The organism is Pseudomonas sp. WS 5010, assembly GCF_012985565.1.
In the GTDB taxonomy this organism is placed as follows: Bacteria; Pseudomonadota; Gammaproteobacteria; order Pseudomonadales; family Pseudomonadaceae; genus Aquipseudomonas.
Map to the genome: position 1 here is coordinate 116493 of NZ_JAAQWQ010000009.1, position 18402 is coordinate 134894.

16 protein-coding genes are annotated in these 18402 nt (G+C 61.3%); 14 read left to right on the forward strand and 2 right to left on the reverse strand.

The genetic code is table 11. The annotated features are described in order from the left end of the window. Nucleotides 1–371: 371 nt before the first annotated feature. The 5 genes from map to HBO11_RS25525 all read left to right on the forward strand — a co-directional run bounded on the left by map (nt 372) and on the right by HBO11_RS25525 (nt 6690). A complete protein-coding gene (map, locus tag HBO11_RS25505) occupies nt 372–1154 on the forward strand; it encodes a type I methionyl aminopeptidase (protein ID WP_032858167.1) in 783 nt (260 codons plus the stop codon). 67 nt (nt 1155–1221) lie between these two features. Next, the gene (locus HBO11_RS25510; RefSeq protein ID WP_169955737.1) at nt 1222–3924 is read left to right on the forward strand and encodes a [protein-PII] uridylyltransferase; all 2703 of its coding nucleotides are present in this window, start codon (nt 1222–1224) and stop codon (nt 3922–3924) included. A 146-nt stretch (nt 3925–4070) separates the two neighbouring features. Next, nucleotides 4071–5270, forward strand: a complete 1200-nt coding sequence (gene dapC / locus HBO11_RS25515; protein ID WP_169955736.1) for a succinyldiaminopimelate transaminase — start codon at nt 4071–4073, stop codon at nt 5268–5270. 192 nt (nt 5271–5462) lie between these two features. Beyond that, entirely contained in the window at nt 5463–5912 is a 450-nt protein-coding gene (locus tag HBO11_RS25520; protein ID WP_169955735.1) for a hypothetical protein, read from the forward strand. Between the two features lie 58 nt (nt 5913–5970). Then, the gene (locus HBO11_RS25525) at nt 5971–6690 is read left to right on the forward strand and encodes a matrixin family metalloprotease (RefSeq protein WP_169955734.1); all 720 of its coding nucleotides are present in this window, start codon (nt 5971–5973) and stop codon (nt 6688–6690) included. A 15-nt stretch (nt 6691–6705) separates the two neighbouring features. On the opposite strand, the gene HBO11_RS25530 is transcribed toward HBO11_RS25525, so the two are convergent. Continuing rightward, a complete protein-coding gene (locus tag HBO11_RS25530) occupies nt 6706–8346 on the reverse strand; it encodes a Na+/H+ antiporter (protein ID WP_169955733.1) in 1641 nt (546 codons plus the stop codon). Nucleotides 8347–8538: 192 nt separating this feature from the next. Here HBO11_RS25530 and HBO11_RS25535 point away from each other — a divergent pair, with 192 nt between their 5' ends. The 6 genes from HBO11_RS25535 to HBO11_RS25560 all read left to right on the forward strand — a co-directional run bounded on the left by HBO11_RS25535 (nt 8539) and on the right by HBO11_RS25560 (nt 12413). Further along, entirely contained in the window at nt 8539–8880 is a 342-nt protein-coding gene (locus HBO11_RS25535; protein ID WP_169955732.1) for a type II toxin-antitoxin system RelE/ParE family toxin, read from the forward strand. A gap of 10 nt (nt 8881–8890) precedes the next feature. Further along, nucleotides 8891–9193: an XRE family transcriptional regulator gene (locus HBO11_RS25540; RefSeq protein WP_070995736.1), complete on the forward strand. Its 303-nt coding sequence runs from the start codon at nt 8891–8893 to the stop codon at nt 9191–9193. Between the two features lie 104 nt (nt 9194–9297). Next, nucleotides 9298–9660, forward strand: a complete 363-nt coding sequence (locus HBO11_RS25545) for an ArsC family reductase (protein WP_169955731.1) — start codon at nt 9298–9300, stop codon at nt 9658–9660. Nucleotides 9661–9692: 32 nt separating this feature from the next. Next, nucleotides 9693–10727, forward strand: a complete 1035-nt coding sequence (dapD, locus tag HBO11_RS25550) for a 2,3,4,5-tetrahydropyridine-2,6-dicarboxylate N-succinyltransferase (RefSeq protein ID WP_169955730.1) — start codon at nt 9693–9695, stop codon at nt 10725–10727. A gap of 70 nt (nt 10728–10797) precedes the next feature. Beyond that, nucleotides 10798–12003 (forward strand): cysteine desulfurase, encoded by a 1206-nt coding sequence (locus HBO11_RS25555; protein WP_169955729.1) that lies wholly within the window; start codon nt 10798–10800, stop codon nt 12001–12003. After that, entirely contained in the window at nt 12000–12413 is a 414-nt protein-coding gene (locus HBO11_RS25560) for a SufE family protein (RefSeq protein WP_169955728.1), read from the forward strand. Before HBO11_RS25555 ends, HBO11_RS25560 begins: the two co-directional genes overlap by 4 nt. Before the next feature lie 115 nt (nt 12414–12528). Here the strand turns inward: HBO11_RS25560 and tcdA are convergent, their stop codons facing one another. Beyond that, entirely contained in the window at nt 12529–13344 is an 816-nt protein-coding gene (gene tcdA, locus HBO11_RS25565; protein ID WP_169955727.1) for a tRNA cyclic N6-threonylcarbamoyladenosine(37) synthase TcdA, read from the reverse strand. A 202-nt stretch (nt 13345–13546) separates the two neighbouring features. On the opposite strand from tcdA, the gene HBO11_RS25570 reads away from it, so the two are divergent. The 3 genes from HBO11_RS25570 to HBO11_RS25580 all read left to right on the forward strand — a co-directional run bounded on the left by HBO11_RS25570 (nt 13547) and on the right by HBO11_RS25580 (nt 18333). Then, the gene (locus tag HBO11_RS25570) at nt 13547–16138 is read left to right on the forward strand and encodes a glycosyltransferase (RefSeq protein ID WP_169955726.1); all 2592 of its coding nucleotides are present in this window, start codon (nt 13547–13549) and stop codon (nt 16136–16138) included. 234 nt (nt 16139–16372) lie between these two features. Beyond that, nucleotides 16373–17524: a succinyl-diaminopimelate desuccinylase gene (gene dapE / locus HBO11_RS25575; protein WP_169955725.1), complete on the forward strand. Its 1152-nt coding sequence runs from the start codon at nt 16373–16375 to the stop codon at nt 17522–17524. Further along, nucleotides 17524–18333 carry a putative RNA methyltransferase gene (locus HBO11_RS25580; RefSeq protein WP_169955724.1) on the forward strand — a complete coding sequence of 270 codons (810 nt, stop codon included), beginning with the start codon at nt 17524–17526 and terminating at the stop codon, nt 18331–18333. The genes dapE and HBO11_RS25580 overlap by 1 nt, the downstream gene beginning before the upstream one ends. Nucleotides 18334–18402 lie beyond the last annotated feature (69 nt).

Below are 18402 nucleotides of genomic sequence, written 5' to 3' on the forward strand. Positions count from 1 at the left end.
AGTCGGGTTTGGCCTCCACGTATCCCAATGACCAACCAGCGGCTTCAAGGCCTCCGGCACCCAGGTCATCGTGTCGACACGTGTGTGGATTTAAGCTTTGCGGGGTATCCCCGGAAAGCGGCGCATTTTATACCACAGCAACGACAAAAACGAAACCCGCAATCGCATTTGCTTGCCGCCACCGCCACCCAAGCCATTGAATCGGGTGAAAATACCCACACCTTATAGAGAGAAGCGATAGCCAGACACTCATGGTTTGTACCTTGCGTCTGTTAGAATCGCGTTTTTTGGGCTTGTGCGAACGCTGCACCTTTTTGTCGCACGCCCGTAAACCGTATTGATTTCAGCGCGTCGCGCTAGAGAGAGCCTGTATGACCGTTACCCTGAAAACCGCCGAAGACATCGCAGGCATGCGCGTTGCCGGCAAACTGGCGGCCGACGTCCTGGAAATGATTGCCGAACACGTCAAGCCTGGCGTCACCACAGAAGCCCTGGACCGCATCTGCCACGACTATATTGTCGACGTGCAGAAAGCCATCCCCGCGCCGCTGAACTACAAAGGCTTCCCCAAGTCGATCTGCACCTCGATCAACCACGTGGTCTGCCACGGCATCCCGGGCGACAAGCCGCTCAAGGACGGCGATACCCTGAACATCGATGTCACGGTGATCAAGGACGGCTACCACGGCGACACCAGCCGCATGTTCCACGTCGGCAACGTCCCGGTGTGGGCCGAGCGCCTGTCCCAGGTCACCCAGGAATGCATGTACAAGGCCATCGAGCTGGTCAAGCCGGGCTGCCGCCTGGGTGATATCGGCGAAGTGATCCAGAAGCACGCAGAAAAGAACGGTTTCTCGGTGGTCCGCGAATTCTGTGGCCACGGCATCGGCAAGGTGTTCCACGAAGAGCCGCAGATCCTGCACTACGGCCGCGCCGGCACCGGCATGGAGCTCAAGGCGGGCATGACCTTTACCATCGAGCCGATGATCAACCAGGGCAAGGCCGACACCAAGGTGCTGGGCGACGGCTGGACCGCCATCACCAAGGACCGCAAGCTCTCGGCGCAGTGGGAGCACACCCTGCTGGTCACCGAGACGGGCTACGAGATCTTCACCCTGCGCGCCGATGACACGATCCCTCGCGTTTCGGCCTGATGCTTGCAGCGGGCTTTCCAGATAGCGACGTTGTGACCTACACCTAGATAGAAAGGAAAGCCGATCGATGCCCCAGGTGGATCCCGAACTCTTCGACCGAGGCCAGTTCCAGGCGGAACTGGCGCTGAAGGCAAGCCCGATTGCCGCCTTCAAAAAGGCCATCCGCCAGGCCCGCGAGGTGCTCGACGGGCGTTTTCGCAGCGGCCGGGAGATTCGCCGACTGATCGAGGATCGCGCCTGGTTCGTCGATAACATCCTGCAAAAGGCCTGGGAACAGTTCGACTGGAGCGAAGACGCCGACATTGCCCTGGTGGCCGTCGGCGGCTATGGCCGGGGCGAACTGCACCCCTACTCCGATATCGACCTGCTGATCCTGTTGGACAGTGCAGACCATGAGATCTTTCGTGATTCCATCGAGCGTTTTCTGACGCTGCTGTGGGACATCGGCCTGGAAGTCGGCCAGAGCGTGCGCTCGGTGGCGGAATGCGCCGAAGAAGCCCGCGCCGACCTGACCGTGGTCACCAACCTGATGGAAAGCCGTACCATCTGCGGCCCCGAGCGCCTGCGCCAGCGCATGCTGGAAGTCACCAGCACCGCACACATGTGGCCGAGCAAGGAGTTCTTCCTGGCCAAGCGCGCCGAGCAGAAAGCCCGGCATCACAAGTACAACGACACCGAATACAACCTGGAACCCAACGTCAAGGGCTCGCCCGGCGGGCTGCGGGATATCCAGACCATCTTGTGGGTCGCCCGTCGCCAGTACGGCACCCTGAACCTGCGTGCCCTGGCCGGCGAAGGCTTTTTGGTCGAGAGCGAAAACGCCCTGCTGGCCTCGTCCCAGGAGTTTTTGTGGAAGGTGCGCTACGCCCTGCACATGCTGGCCGGACGCTCCGAAGACCGCCTGCTGTTCGACCACCAACGCTCCATCGCCGCCCTGCTGGGCTTCGAGGGCGAAGACGCGAAGACCAGTATCGAAAGCTTCATGCAGCAGTACTACCGGGTGGTCATGAGCATCGCCCAGCTCAGCGACCTGATCATCCAGCACTTTGAAGAAGTGATCCTGGCCCCGGAAGACGAAGCGCCGCCGCAACCGATCAACGCGCGCTTCCAACTGCACGATGGCTATATCGAGGCGCGCAACGACAACGTGTTCAAGCGCACGCCATTTGCCATGCTGGAAATTTTCGTGCTGATGGCCCAGCAACCGGAAATCAAGGGCGTACGCGCCGATACCATCCGTTTGCTGCGGGAAAACCGTCACCTGATCGATGACGAATTTCGCCATGACATCCGCAATACCAGCCTGTTTATCGAGCTGTTCAAGTGCAAGATCGGCATCCACCGCAACCTGCGGCGCATGAACCGCTACGGCATCCTTGGGCGCTACCTGCCGGAGTTCGGCTTTATTGTCGGGCAGATGCAGCACGACCTGTTCCACATCTACACGGTCGACGCCCACACCCTGAACCTGATCAAACACCTGCGTAAGTTGCAATACACCCAGGTGTCAGAGAAATTCCCGCTGGCCAGTAAGCTGATGGCCAGGCTGCCAAAGCCTGAGCTGATCTACCTCGCCGGCCTTTATCACGATATCGGCAAGGGCCGGCACGGCGACCATTCGGAAATCGGCGCGGTGGATGCGCAAGCCTTCTGCCAGCGTCACCAGTTACCGCAGTGGGACAGCCGCCTGATCGTCTGGCTGGTACAGAACCACCTGGTGATGTCCACCACAGCCCAGCGCAAGGACTTGTCCGACCCGCAGGTGATCCATGATTTTGCGCAGATCGTCGGCGACGAAACCCGCCTCGACTACCTGTACGTACTGACCGTCTCCGACATTAACGCCACCAACCCGACCCTCTGGAATTCGTGGCGCGCCAGCCTGTTGCGCCAGCTGTATACCGAGACCAAGCGCGCCTTGCGCCGGGGCCTGGAAAACCCGGTGGACCGCGAAGAACAGATCCGCCGCACCCAGAACGCGGCCCTGGATATCCTGGTGCGTGGCGGCAACGACCCGGACGATGTGGAGCAACTCTGGTCGCAGTTGGGCGACGACTATTTCCTGCGCCACACCGCAGGCGACGTGGCCTGGCACACCGACGCGATTCTCCAGCAGCCGGCCGATGGTGGCCCGCTGGTGCTGATCAAGGAAACCACCCAGCGTGAATTCGAAGGCGGCACGCAGATATTCATCTACGCCCCGGACCAGCACGACTTCTTCGCCGTGACCGTGGCTGCGATGGACCAGCTCAATCTGAACATTCACGACGCCCGGGTCATTACGTCCAGCAGCCAGTTCACCCTCGACACCTACATCGTGCTCGACACCGAAGGCGAGTCCATCGGCGACAACCCCGAGCGGGTGAAAAAGATCCGCGCAGGCCTGACCGAAGCCCTGCGCAACCCCGACGACTACCCAACCATCATCCAGCGCCGGGTGCCGCGCCAGCTCAAGCATTTTGCCTTTGCGCCCCAGGTGACGATCCACAACGATGCCCAGCGCCCGGTGACCGTACTGGAACTCAGCGCGCCGGATCGCCCTGGCCTGCTGGCGCGGATCGGCGGGATTTTCCTGGAGTTTGACCTGTCGTTGCAAAACGCCAAGATTGCCACCCTGGGCGAGCGGGTCGAGGACGTGTTCTTTATCACCGATGCCGATAACCAGCCGCTGTCCGACCCTGAACTATGCCGCCGCTTGCAGGACGCCATCGTTGCGCAATTGAGCGTGAACCAGGAGCCTGGCGCGGAGTTATCCAGAATAACCATTTGAGTTGAATTTAATTTCCCTGGGGGTGCGGACCTTGTAGGAGCTGGCTTGCCTGCGATGCGGGCGGCGCGGTGTATCTGGTACACCGAGGCGATGCCATCGCAGGCAAGCCAGCTCCCACAGGGCCGTGCTCAACGATAGAGGCCCCGATGAACAACGCCCTGAACCAACTGCAGCCCTACCCGTTCGAGAAACTGCGAGCCCTGCTGGGCAGCGTCACGCCGAACCCGGACAAACGCCCGATTGCCCTGTCCATCGGCGAACCCAAGCACAAATCCCCGGATTTCGTCGCCCAGGCCCTGGCCAACAACCTTGACCAGATGGCGGTGTACCCCACCACCCTGGGCATCCCCGCCTTGCGCGAGGCGATTGGCACGTGGTGCGAACGGCGTTTCAACGTGCCCAAGGGCTGGCTCGACCCGGCGCGCAATATCCTGCCGGTCAATGGCACTCGTGAAGCGCTGTTCGCCTTCACCCAGACCGTGGTCAACCGCGGCGACGATGCCCTGGTGGTCAGCCCGAATCCGTTCTACCAGATCTACGAAGGCGCAGCGTTCCTCGCCGGGGCCAAGCCGCATTACTTGCCGTGCCTGGATGAAAACGGCTTCAACCCGGATTTCGATGCGGTCTCGCCTGACATCTGGAAGCGTTGCCAGATCCTGTTCCTGTGCTCTCCCGGCAACCCGACCGGCGCACTGATCCCGGTCGACACCCTGAAAAAACTGATTGCCCTGGCCGACCAATACGACTTCGTGATCGCCGCCGACGAGTGCTACAGCGAGCTGTACTTCGACGAGCAAACCCCACCACCGGGCCTGCTCAGCGCGTGTGTCGAACTGGGTCGCCAGGACTTCAAGCGCTGCGTGGTGTTCCACAGCCTGTCCAAGCGTTCCAACTTGCCGGGCCTGCGTTCCGGGTTTGTGGCCGGGGATGCCGAGATCCTCAAGGCCTTCCTGCTGTACCGCACCTACCACGGCTGCGCGATGCCGGTGCAAACCCAACTGGCGAGCATCGCCGCGTGGCAGGACGAAGCCCATGTACAGGCCAATCGCGACCTGTACCGGCAGAAATTCGACGCCGTGCTGGCGATCCTCAAACCGGTACTGGACGTACAGAACCCGGACGGGGGCTTCTACCTGTGGCCCAACGTTGAGGGCGATGATGCCGCGTTCTGCCGCGACCTGTTCGTGGAGGAACATGTGACCGTGGTGCCGGGCTCGTACCTGTCGCGGGAAGTCGAGGGTTTCAATCCAGGAGCTGGACGGGTGCGTCTGGCCTTGGTTGCGCCATTGGCCGAATGCGTCGAGGCGGCCGAACGAATTCGCGACTTTATCCAGCGCCGTCATTGAAACAAGGGGCCGCTCCCACGTCGGGGGCGGCCAACATTCGCCCACCTTTGGTAATTAGTTGCACTCCAGGCCCACCCCGACTCATACGCAGAAATAATTACTGCGGAACTACTCCGGCTAAATTCCCACTTTGTAGAGGCAACAAACTTTACAAAGAGCCTTCGCCTTTCTTACGTTGGCGCCGGAGTACCTATGATCGCAAACCCAAGTTCAACCCCTTTCCCACTTCCTAGCCTGAGCACAAACGATACCGCCCCGAGCAACTCTTCAATAACAACAACCCATCCCGACAGCCCGTTAAAGTACGACCCCGCCCCTATTATTATCGAGCTTAATAACTTTGGAAAAAATGAGCTTTTTACAAAGTTAAGCGCCAGCAACTCAATCAAACTAACGCCCTACGATAATAACTCCGTCACGCACTACCATCTCCCCGCAAAACATATGGCGGACGGAATAACCAACAGCGAACCCTACGAACTTTCATCCAGCGAAAGGTATCTGGCAGACAGCCTCTACCCGCCCAAAAATAGTTCCTTGCGCCAGGCATTCCTCATCACTAACCAACGAGGTTCGCTCTCAACTTACGAATGGGCCCTTGCCGCCCCGCAATCGTCGTCGGCGCAAGAGCAATCGGAGTAGGTGCTTGAAGCCCTTTTCATCTCATCACTATCTGACAACCGCCCCATGAGTAGAGTCCATGAGCCAAGTAACCCCGTTATTCCCCAACATCCCTATCCAACAATTCGCACCCTCCAGCGACAACTCGCCGGCCGACCGCACAGCGCGCAACAAAAGAGGTGTCGCAGACAGCTCAAAACGCTGGTCGCCAGGCGTTATCACGGTGAGCCTGGACCTGGCAAACAAGAAAAGCCAAGCCCTGGTCATCGATGCACTAAAAGAGTGGGCCCATCACACGCCCGGCCTGCAGTTTGAAATCGTCGAGGGCAAACGCGGCGATATTCGTGTCTCCGACGACGAGGGTTTTACCGGCAGTTGGTCGGTCATCGGTACCGACGCCTTGCTGGTCGATGAAGACCAGCCCACCCTGCACCTGGACCGAACTGATAACTCCAAGCAGTTACGCACTCATGCCTTGCACGAATTCGGCCATGCCCTGGGCTTACTGCATGAACACCAGCACCCGCAAAGCACCTTGGATTGGGACGAGCAGGCGGTGCGTGACTATTTCGTCAGTGAGCGTTTCCCCGCAGAACTGGTCCAGGAACAAATACTCGCCCCACTCACAGGTCCCGACGTGCAGAGCACAGCCTACGATCCACAGTCTGTGATGCATTACCCCTTTCCCGCACACTTGAGCCGCAAGGGGCATGGCACCTCGGAAAACTTCTTTCTGTCGCCGGGTGACCAGGAGGCCATCAGGAGGCTATACCGGCCGAATATCCCCGGGGTGAGCTGACGGCACCGCACAGGCCTACTTCTGCGTGCCCAGGTTGGCTTCGCTCATATCCAGGTCCGCCAGCACTTCGCGCAGCACGTCATCACCAATCTGGTGGTGACGGCTCAGGCTATACAATTCCAGGCGTTGCGCGCGCAGGGCCTTGAGCCGCAGCTTGCGCTCCAGTTGATCCATCTGCAGCGCCAGCGCCTGGGCTTCGGCCGAGTCATTGAACACCTCCAGTTGATGGCGATATTCCGACATGATCCGCGCCTTGAGCTCCGCTGCCAGCGCAGCCTGGGCCGCGTCCAGGGGCGCCTCTGCCGCCTCCTCCACCTCAAGGGCATGAATCGCGGCCTCGGCGGTTTTCCTCCAGGCATCGCGCACCTCGCCGCGGCGCTTGTCATCGGGACTCTTCTCGATGCCCCGCAGCAACAGGGGCAAGGCAATACAGGCGGCCACCAACGACAACAGGATGACCCCGGCGGCAATGAAAATCAGCAGGTCGCGCTCTGGAAATGCCTGGCCGGGGGCGAACAGCAACGGCACCGACATCACACCGGCCAGGGTCACCGCCCCGCGCACCCCGCCGACGGTCAATAGCCAGCAGGATCGGGCCGTTGGCACCAGGGTCAGCTCGCTTTTGCCGCGCAGGCGGCGTAGAAGGCCGGACAGGCGCCAGATGCTCTGCACCCAGATAAACCGCAGCACCAGCAGCACCAGGAAGATCGCGATCACGTCCAGGCAGCGATAGAACAAGGTCGGCCACAGCATGCTCTCGTGGCTGGTCACCGCCTTGATGATGTCGGGCAATTGCAGGCCCAGCAGCAGGAAGATCAGCCCGTTGAAGGCAAACTCCAGCAGTGACCAGACACTGCGATTGAGCAAGCGCGTACTGGTCTGGCGTGGCAGCAGGTCGAGCCAGCTCTGCATCATGCCCGCCGCCACCGCCGACAAAATCCCCGACGCCCCCAGGCGCTCAGCCAGCACATAGGCGGCAAACGGCAGCAGCAACATAAACACCACGTGGGTCGCCGGGTCATCCCAACCCCGGGCAATCATCCAGGCCCGCAAGCGCCCCATCAGCCAGCTCAGGGCCACACCGATGGCCAGGCCACCGAGCGCCACCAGCACAAACGTAAGGCTGGCATCGGCCAGGGAAAACACTCCGGTCAACGCCGCCACCAGGGCGAACTTGAAGGTCACCAGGCCCGACGCATCGTTCATCAGGGCTTCGCCCTGGAGCATATGCATCAAGGGCGTGGGCAGGCGGTTCTGGGAAATTGCCGACACCGCCACCGCGTCTGTCGGCGATAAAACGGCCGCCAGGGCGAAGGCCACCGGCAGCGGAATACTCGGCAGCAACCAATGGATAAAGTAACCGGCGCCCACCACGGTAAACAGCACCAGCCCCACCGCCAACGTCAGGATCGGCCCGCGCAGGCGCCACAATTCACGCTTGGGCATGCGCCAGCCGTCGGAGAACAGCAGCGGCGGCAGGAACAGGAAAAGAAACAACTCCGGGTCCAGTGCCACGTGCAGTCCCAGGGTTGGCCACGCCAGCAAGGCACCAGCGGCAATCTGCACCAAGGGCAACGGCAATGGGATAACACGCCCGACCAGACGCGAAACGCTGACCAGCATCAGCAGGATAAGAACGGTGTAGGCGGTTTGCATAAAGCGGGGTTCCTGGACAATCGACTTGCAATGACACACTTGAGGCAACAACGCGCCTTTGAAGTGCCATATTAGCTGCCTATGCTGCTGGATGACCGTTGCACATAAGTCGCAGCCAGGGCCTAGACCAATGGATAGCGGACCGCAGAGCGACACATTGAAAAATGCACCATTTTAGGTACACTCCAGCACATGAGTAAAAACTCACTCACTTTACATGTGAGCTTTTTTCGCACTGACGCAGGTAACGAGCCGGTACGTGAATGGCTGATAGATCTGCCCCGTGAACACCGGCGAATCATTGGGATAGAAATAAAAACCGTGCAACTGGGATGGCCAATCGGCATGCCCGTAGTGCGAAAGCTCGATTCAGGGCTATGGGAGGTCAGGGTTGAACTGGAGGGCACCATCGCCCGCATTATCTTCACGGTGATCGGCAGCAACATGGTGCTACTCCACGGTTTCATCAAGAAAAGCCAAAAGACACCGGCGTACGACATGGCAACCGCCAAGCAGCGTAAGGCAAGGTTATGAGGTACCACACATGAACAAGCATATCGGTTCTGACTTCGATGATTTCCTCGCCGAGCAAGGGCTCGGCGAGGAAGTCTGCGCGGCGGCCCTCAAGCGTGTCATCGCCTGGCAGATCGCGCAGGCGATGAAGCACCAACGAGTCAGCAAAAAAGCGCTGGCAGAGCGGATGCACACCAGCAGAACCGCCGTGGACCGTGCCCTTGATCAAAATGACTCGGGTATGACCCTCGCCACTTTGGCCAGCGCTGCCAGGGCCCTGGGCCAACGCGTGGAAATCCGCCTGGTTCCAGAGGATCAAGCAGCCCACGCATGACCTGCCCACCTTTGGACCAGGTAGCCTGCGCGCAGTGGCTCTACGTGGCATAATCCTTGGCTGATTTTTTGCGACCCTATTGGGGAGATTTTTAGGAATGAAATATGCCCAATAAAAACAATCAGTTACAGATTTTCGGCATCAAAGCCTGCGACACCATGAAAAAGGCTCGTACCTGGCTCGATGAAAATGCCATCAGCTATGAGTTTCATGACTACAAGACAGCCGGTATCGACCGCGAACACTTGACCCAATGGTGCAACGAGCACGGTTGGCAGGTGGTTTTGAACCGTGCAGGCACGACCTTTCGCAAACTCGAAGACGAACGCAAAGCCGATCTCGACCAGGCGAAAGCCATTGAACTGATGCTCGCACAACCCTCGATGATCAAGCGTCCAGTGCTCGATCTCGGTGACAGAACCCTGATTGGCTTCAAGCCAGAAAGTTATTCGGCGGCCCTCAAGTAGGCCAGCCACTTCATTTTTGTAGAGGTAACAGCATGTCCAATTCCCTGTTCAGCCTGGGCTTCGGCGTCGGCACCCAGAACCGCCAAGGTGCTTGGCTGGAAGTGTTTTACGCGCAGCCATTGCTCAACCCTTCGGCCGAAATCGTCGCCGCCATCGCGCCGATCCTTGGCTACACCGAAGGCAACCGGGCGATCACCTTCACCATTGCCCAAGCCTCGCAACTGGCTGACGCACTGAAAAATGTAGATGCCACCCAGGCCGCCCTGCTGACCCGCCTGGCCGAAAGCCACAAGCCGCTGGTCGCCACGCTGTTGGCTGAAGACGCCGCACTGACCTCCACGCCAGAGGCCTACCTCAAGCTGCACCTGCTGTCCCATCGCCTGGTCAAGCCCCATGGCCTGAGCCTGGCCGGTGTGTTCCCGCAACTGCCGAACGTAGCCTGGACCAGCCAGGGTGCGATCGACATTGGCGAACTGGCCGAACGCCAGCTGGAAGCACGCCTGCGTGGCGAGTTGCTGGAAGTGTTCTCGGTGGACAAGTTCCCGAAAATGACCGACTACGTGGTCCCGGCCGGTGTGCGGATCGCCGATGCCGCGCGTCTGCGCCTGGGCGCCTATGTGGGCGAAGGCACCACCGTGATGCATGAAGGCTTCATCAACTTCAACGCAGGCACCGAAGGCCCGGGCATGATCGAAGGCCGTGTATCGGCTGGCGTATTCGTCGGCAAGGGTTCGGACCTGGGCGGCGGTTGCTCCACCATGGGCACCCTGTCGGGCGGCGGCAACATCGTGATCAAGGTCGGCGAAGGCTGCCTGATCGGCGCCAACGCCGGTATCGGTATTCCATTGGGCGACCGCAACACCGTGGAATCAGGGCTGTACGTGACTGCTGGCACTAAAGTGGCGCTGCTCGATGAGCAGAACCAACTGGTCAAGGTGGTCAAGGCCCGTGAATTGGCTGGCCAGCCGGACCTGCTGTTCCGCCGTAACTCCGAGACCGGTGCCGTGGAGTGCAAAACCCACAAGTCGGCCATCGAACTGAACGCAGCGCTGCACGCTCACAACTAAGCAGCGACTCGATGCCACCGGAGCCGGCCGTGCCTTGCAGCACGGCCGGTTCATATGAGTCTTCAATCCCATGCTTGTGCCCTCGCCCTGGCGCGCCGATTTCCCGGCCATCGCTACCTTGCAACGGCAAGACCAGACCTACCTGGACAACGCCGCCACCACGCAAAAACCTCAAGCCCTGTTGGACGCCCTTAGCCATTACTACGCCAATGGCGCAGCCAATGTGCACCGAGCCCAGCATTTGCCGGGCGCCCATGCGACCCAGGCGTTCGAGGACAGTCGCAGCAAAGTGGCGCAATGGCTCAACGCAGGTGACAGCGGGCAGATCATCTTTACCCACGGCGCGACGTCTGCGCTGAACCTCCTGGCCTATGGCCTTGAGCACCTCTTCAATCCGGGCGATGAAATTGTCATCAGCGCCCTGGAACATCACGCCAACCTGTTGCCCTGGCAGCAGTTGGCCAAACGCCGTGGGCTCACGCTGGTGGTGCTGCCCCTCGACGACGAGGGCTTGATCGACCTGCAAGCCGCCGCCGCGCTGATCGGGCCTCGCACCCGGCTACTGGCGGTGAGCCAGCTGTCCAACGTGCTGGGCGCCTGGCAGCCCCTCGCAAAGTTGCTGGCACTGGCCCAGGCCCACGACGCCTTGACCGTGGTGGACGGCGCCCAGGGTATCGTCCACGGGCGCCATGACGTGCAGGCCCTGGGCTGTGACTTCTATGTGTTTTCCAGCCACAAGCTCTACGGCCCGGACGGCGTCGGCGTGCTTTATGGCCGCACCGAAGCCCTGCATCGGCTGCGCCACTGGCAGTTTGGCGGCGAGATGGTGCAACAGGCCGACTACCACAGCGCCAGCTTCCGCCCCGCGCCCCTGGGTTTCGAAGCGGGCACGCCGCCGATTGCCGGGGTGATTGGCCTGGGGGCGACCCTGGATTACCTCAACTCCCTGGATCAACAGGCGGTGCTCGCCCACGAAGCGGCGCTGCATGACTACCTGTTGCGCGGCTTGCAGGCGCGCAATGGCGTGCGCCTGCTGGGCGCGCCGCAGGTGGCCCTGGCCAGCTTTGTGGTGGACGGCGTACACAACGCCGACCTCGCCCACCTGCTGACCGAGCAGGGCATCGCGGTCCGCGCCGGCCATCACTGTGCAATGCCCCTGCTCAAGAGCCTGCATTTATCTGGGGCGATCCGGGTTTCTTTGGCGCTGTACAACGACTCCGATGACCTGGAGCGCTTTTTTGAAGCGCTGGACCAGGCACTGGACATGCTGCGATGAGCCTGCCAGTGGATGCGCAGGCCGCACTGCTGGCCTTTCAGGCGGTCGGCAGTTGGGAGCAACGCGCCCGCCTGCTGATGCAATGGGGCGAGCGGCTGCCGGCGTTGGCGGATGAAGGCAAGGTCGACGCCAACCTGGTGCAGGGCTGTGAAAGCCTGGTGTGGCTGGTAGGGCGACTGCAGGACGGCCATTGGCAGTTTGCCGCCAGCAGCGATGCGCGCATGATTCGTGGGCTGGTGGCCTTGTTGCTGGCGCGGGTCAATGGGCTCTCGGCGGCCGAGTTACAGGCAGTCGACTTGCCTGACTGGTTCAACCAACTGGGGCTCTCCCGCCAGCTGTCGCCGTCGCGCAGCAATGGCCTGAATGCAGTTTTGCAGCGCATGCGCGACTTGAGCCATACGCAAAACTAACTGTGGGAGCGGGCTTGCCCGCGATAGCAATGTATCAGTCACTATTGCAGTGACTGAAGAATGGCTATCGCGGGCAAGCCCGCTCCCACATTTTGTTTTATGCCCAGCAGTGAGATCAGTTGGGCTTGACCCGCTCGGAAGGCCTGCGCACTCCGGCCACGATCTTGTCCACCGCCTTGGTCGCCGCCACCATGCCAAAGGTCGCCGTCACCATCATCACTGCGCCAAACCCACCCGCGCAGTCCAGCTTCACCCCATCGCCCACAAAACTCTTCTGCAAACAGATGCTGCCGTCAGGCTTGGGATAACGCAGCTGTTCGGTGGAGAACACGCAAGGCACGCTGTAGTGACGGGTCACGGTGCGCGAGAAGCCGTAGTCGCGGCGCAAGGTGGAGCGCACTTTCGAGGCCAGCGGGTCGTTGAACGTGCGGTTCAGGTCGCACACCTGGATCAGCGTCGGGTCAATCTGCCCGCCAGCGCCACCGGTGGTGATGATCTGGATCTTGCGGCGCTTGCACCAGGCGATCAGCGCTGCCTTGGCGTTGACCGCGTCGATGCAGTCGATCACGCAGTCGATAGTCGGCGTGATGTACTCGGCCATGGTGTCGCGGGTCACGAAATCCGCCACCGCGTGCACGGTGCAATCGGGGTTGATCGCGCGCAGGCGCTCAGCCATCACCTCGACCTTGGGCTTGCCCACGGTGCTGTCCAGGGCGTGCAACTGGCGATTGCTGTTACTGACGCACACGTCGTCCAGGTCAAACAGCGAAATCTCGCCCACCCCGCAACGGGCCATGGCTTCTGCCGCCCACGAGCCAACACCGCCCACGCCGACGATGGCCACATGGGCCGCTTTCAAGCGTTCCAGACCTTCAATGCCATATAGGCGGGCGACACCGGCAAACCGTGGATCTTCTGTGCTCATGACCATTACCCCAAAAACCGGCGCGCATTATAGGGCTACGCAGCGATAAGTTCTAAGCTACAAGCTATAAGTAAAGAACTTACCAGCGCTTTCGCTGCCCAATGCCCGGTTTTTCCTGGCTTGCTGTACGCTCAGGGAAGGGCCGGTGTAGGATGCGCGCCGTTCGACACCTCCATTCGTTCCACACCCTTTGGAACCCGAAACAGCTATGTCATCGCGTAAATTTGGACTCAACCTGGTGGTGGTGCTGGCAATTGCCGCGCTGTTCACTGGTTTCTGGGCGCTGATCAACCGCCCGGTCACTACTCCCAACTGGCCCCAGCAGATTTCCGGCTTTTCCTACTCGCCGTTCCAGCAGGGCCAGTACCCGCAGAAAGACCAGTATCCGAGCGATGAGCAGATGCGTCAGGACCTGGCGATCATGAGCAAGCTGACGGACAACATCCGTACCTATTCGGTCGACGGCACCCTGGGGGATATTCCCAAGCTGGCGGAAGAGTTCGGCCTGCGCGTGACCCTGGGGATCTGGATCAGCCCGGACCTGGAGCGCAACGAGCGCGAAATCCAGCGGGCCATCGAGATCGCCAACACCTCGCGCAGCGTAGTGCGCGTGGTGGTCGGCAACGAGGCGATCTTTCGCAAGGAAATCACCCCTGAGGAGCTGATTGTCCTGCTGGACCGGGTGCGCGCTGCCGTCAAAGTGCCGGTGACCACCTCCGAGCAGTGGCACATCTGGGAGCACAACCCGCAGTTGGGCAAGCATGTCGACCTGATCGCCGCGCACGTCCTGCCATACTGGGAACATGTGCCGATGGCCCAGGCCGGGCAATTCGTCCTCGACCGGGCCAAGGATCTGAAGAAGACCTTCCCGAAAAAACCACTGCTGCTGTCGGAAGTGGGCTGGCCGAGCAACGGTCGCATGCGCGGTGGCGCGGACGCCTCCCCGGCCGACCAGGCCATTTACCTGCGTACCCTGGTGAACAAGCTGAACCGCCAGGGCTACAACTACTTCGTGATCGAAGCCTTCGACCAACCCTGGAAAGCCAGTGACGAAGGCTCGGTCGGCGCCTACTGGGGTGTGTTCAACGCCGCGCGCCAGCAGAAATTCAACTTTGAAGGCCCGGTAGTGGCGATCCCGCAGTGGCGAGTACTGGCCATCGGCTCGGTGGTGCTGGCGCTGCTGTCGCTGACCCTGCTGATGATCGACGGCTCGGCCCTGCGCCAGCGTGGCCGCACCTTCCTGACCTTTATCGCGTTCCTGTGCGGGTCGGTGCTGGTATGGATCGGCTACGACTACAGTCAGCAATACAGCACCTGGTTCAGCCTGACGGTGGGTTTCCTGCTGGCACTCGGTGCGCTCGGGGTGTTTATCGTGCTGCTGACCGAGGCCCATGAGCTGGCGGAAGCGGTCTGGACTCACAAGCGCCGGCGCGAATTCCTACCGGTTGAAGGCGATTCGGACTACCGCCCGAAAGTGTCTATCCATGTGCCGTGCTACAACGAGCCACCGGAGATGGTCAAACAGACCCTCGACGCCCTGGCCGCCCTCGATTACCCGGACTACGAAGTCCTGATCATCGACAACAACACCAAGGACCCGGCCGTGTGGGAACCGGTGCGCGACTACTGTGAGACGCTGGGCCCGCGCTTCAAGTTCTTCCACGTCGCGCCCCTGGCCGGTTTCAAGGGCGGTGCACTGAACTACCTGATCCCGCATACCGCCAAGGATGCCGAAGTGATCGCGGTGATCGATTCGGACTACTGCGTGTCGCCCAACTGGCTCAAGCACATGGTGCCGCACTTCGCCGATCCGAAAATCGCCGTGGTGCAGTCGCCCCAGGATTACCGCGACCAGAACGAAAGCACCTTCAAGAAGCTCTGCTACGCCGAATACAAAGGCTTCTTCCATATTGGCATGGTCACCCGCAACGACCGCGACGCGATCATCCAGCATGGCACCATGACCATGACCCGTCGTTCGGTACTCGAAGAGCTGGGCTGGGCCGACTGGTGCATCTGTGAGGACGCCGAACTGGGCCTACGGGTATTCGAGAAAGGTCTGTCGGCTGCGTACTACCACACCAGCTACGGCAAGGGCCTGATGCCCGATACCTTTATCGACTTCAAGAAACAGCGGTTCCGTTGGGCCTATGGCGCAATCCAGATCATCAAGCGCCACACCGCCAGCCTGTTGCGCGGCAAGGACACCGAACTGACCCGTGGCCAGCGCTACCACTTCCTCGCGGGCTGGTTGCCGTGGGTGGCAGATGGCATGAACATCTTCTTCACCGTCGGCGCCCTGTTGTGGTCGGCGGCGATGATCATTGTGCCGACCCGGGTCGACCCGCCGCTGCTGATCTTCGCAATCCCGCCGTTGGCGCTGTTTGTGTTCAAGGTCGGCAAGATCATCTTCCTCTACCGCCGCGCCGTTGGCGTAAACCTCAAGGATGCGTTCTGCGCGGCCCTGGCCGGGCTGGCGTTGTCCCACACCATCGCCAAAGCGGTGCTGTATGGTTTCTTTACCACCAGTATTCCGTTCTTTCGTACACCGAAAAACGCGGATAACCACGGCTTCTGGGTAGCAATTTCCGAAGCTCGCGAGGAGATGTTCATCATGTTGCTGCTGTGGGGCGCGGCGCTGGGGATCTACCTGGTGCAGGGCCTGCCGAGCAACGACATGCGCTTCTGGGTGGTGATGTTGCTGGTGCAATCGCTGCCGTATGTGGCGGCGCTGATCATGGCGTTCCTGTCGTCACTGCCGAAACCGGCAGCGGTGGCGGAGCCTGCAACCGCTGCGTAAAAACTTGCGCAATGCACTAAACGGCGGCCTCTGGTCGCCGTTTTGCTATAAGATAACGGCCCTTTATGGGTTCAAGCAGCCACTGCCCCCCCCTTGTGGGAGCGGGCTTGCCCGCGATGGCATCGCTGCGGTGCAACTGCTACACCGCGGCGCCTGCATCGCGGGCAAGCCCGCTCCCACATTGGATATATTTCACTCTCGTCTTGCGCCCTGACACACCTTCGGAGTTTTCCCATGACGGCCCACGCCGACCTTTCGCCGACCCTCCAACTCGCTATCGACTTGATCCGCCGCCCGTCGGTGACGCCGATCGACGCCGACTGCCAGAAGCTGATGATGCAGCGCCTGGGCGACGCCGGCTTTGCGCTTGAGCCGATGCGCATCGAAGATGTGGATAACTTCTGGGCCACCCACGGCAAGCATGCAGGCCCGGTACTGTGCTTCGCCGGCCATACCGACGTGGTCCCGACCGGCCCGGTGCAGGCCTGGCAGAATGACCCGTTCGACGCGCTGATCGACGAACACGGCATGTTGTGCGGGCGTGGCGCGGCCGACATGAAAGGCAGCCTGGCCGCGATGCTGGTGGCCTCCGAGCGCTTCGTGAAGGACTACCCGGACCACAAGGGGTCGGTCGCCTTCCTGATCACCAGCGACGAAGAAGGCCCGGCGCACCACGGCACCAAGGCCGTGATCGAGCGCCTGGCGGCACGCAAGGAGCGCCTGGACTGGTGCATCGTCGGCGAACCGTCGAGCACCACCCTGGTGGGCGACGTGGTGAAGAATGGTCGTCGTGGCTCCCTTGGCGCCACCCTGACCGTGCGCGGTGTGCAGGGCCATGTGGCCTACCCGCACCTGGCGAAAAACCCGATCCACCTCGCCGCCCCGGCCCTGGCCGAATTGGCCGCCGAGCATTGGGATGATGGCAACACCTTCTTCCCGCCGACCAGTTTCCAGATTTCCAACCTCAATTCCGGCACCGGCGCCACCAATGTGATCCCCGGTGACCTGACGGCGGTGTTCAACTTCCGCTTCTCCACCGAGTCCACCGTCGAAGGCCTGCAGCAGCGGGTCGCGGCGATTCTCGACAAGCATGGCCTGGACTGGCATGTGGAGTGGGCGTTGTCGGGCCTGCCGTTCCTCACCGAGCCGGGCGCGCTGCTCGATGCGGTGTCTGCCAGCATCAAGGCCATCACTGGCCGCGAGACCCAGGCCTCCACCAGCGGCGGCACGTCCGACGGGCGCTTTATCGCGACCCTCGGCACCCAAGTGGTGGAACTGGGCCCGGTCAACGCGACGATCCATCAGGTCAACGAGCGTATCCTGGCCAGCGACCTCGATGTGTTGACCGAAATCTACTACCAGACCCTGATCAAGTTGCTCGCCTGATGCTCGCCTGCCCCATTTGCAGCGCCCCCCTCAATGAGGTGGACCATGGCGTGGTATGCCCGGCCGGGCACCGATTCGACCGGGCCCGCCAGGGTTACCTGAACCTGTTGCCGGTGCAGCACAAGAACAGCCGCGATCCGGGCGATAACCTGGCCATGGTGCAAGCGCGCCGCGACTTCCTCAACGCCGGGCACTACGCGCCAGTGGCCAAGCGCCTGGCGGCACTGGCGGCGGAACGCAAACCCCAGCGCTGGCTGGATATTGGCTGCGGCGAAGGCTATTACACCGCGCAAATCGCCGATGCCCTGCTGCGCGCTGATGGCTATGCCCTGGATATTTCCAAGGAAGCAGTCAAGCGTGCGTGCAAGCGCAACCCGACGCTGACCTGGCTGATCGCCAGCATGGCCCGGGTGCCGTTGGCCGACGGCAGTTGCCAGTTCCTCGCCAGCGTGTTCAGCCCGCTGGACTGGCAGGAAGCCAAGCGCCTGCTCAGCCCTGGCGGCGGCCTGATGAAGGTTGGCCCGACCAGCGGCCACCTGATGGAGCTGCGCGAACGCCTGTACGACGAAGTGCGCGAGTACACCGACGATAAGCACCTGGCCCTGGTACCGGACGGCATGAGCCTGCAACACAGCGAAGTGCTGGAGTTCAAGCTCAGCCTGGCCGACCCCCAGGACCGCGCCAATCTGCTGGCGATGACACCCCACGGCTGGCGCGCCAGCGCCGAGCGCCGCGCCCAGGTGATCGAGCAGGCCGAACCGCTGCGGGTCACCGTTTCGATGCGCTACGACTATTTCGTGCTTCAATAACCGACTTTTCCGGGCGTTCGCGCCCACCCTGAATCCGCGAATGGATTTTCGAATCCCGCAACGAGGAAC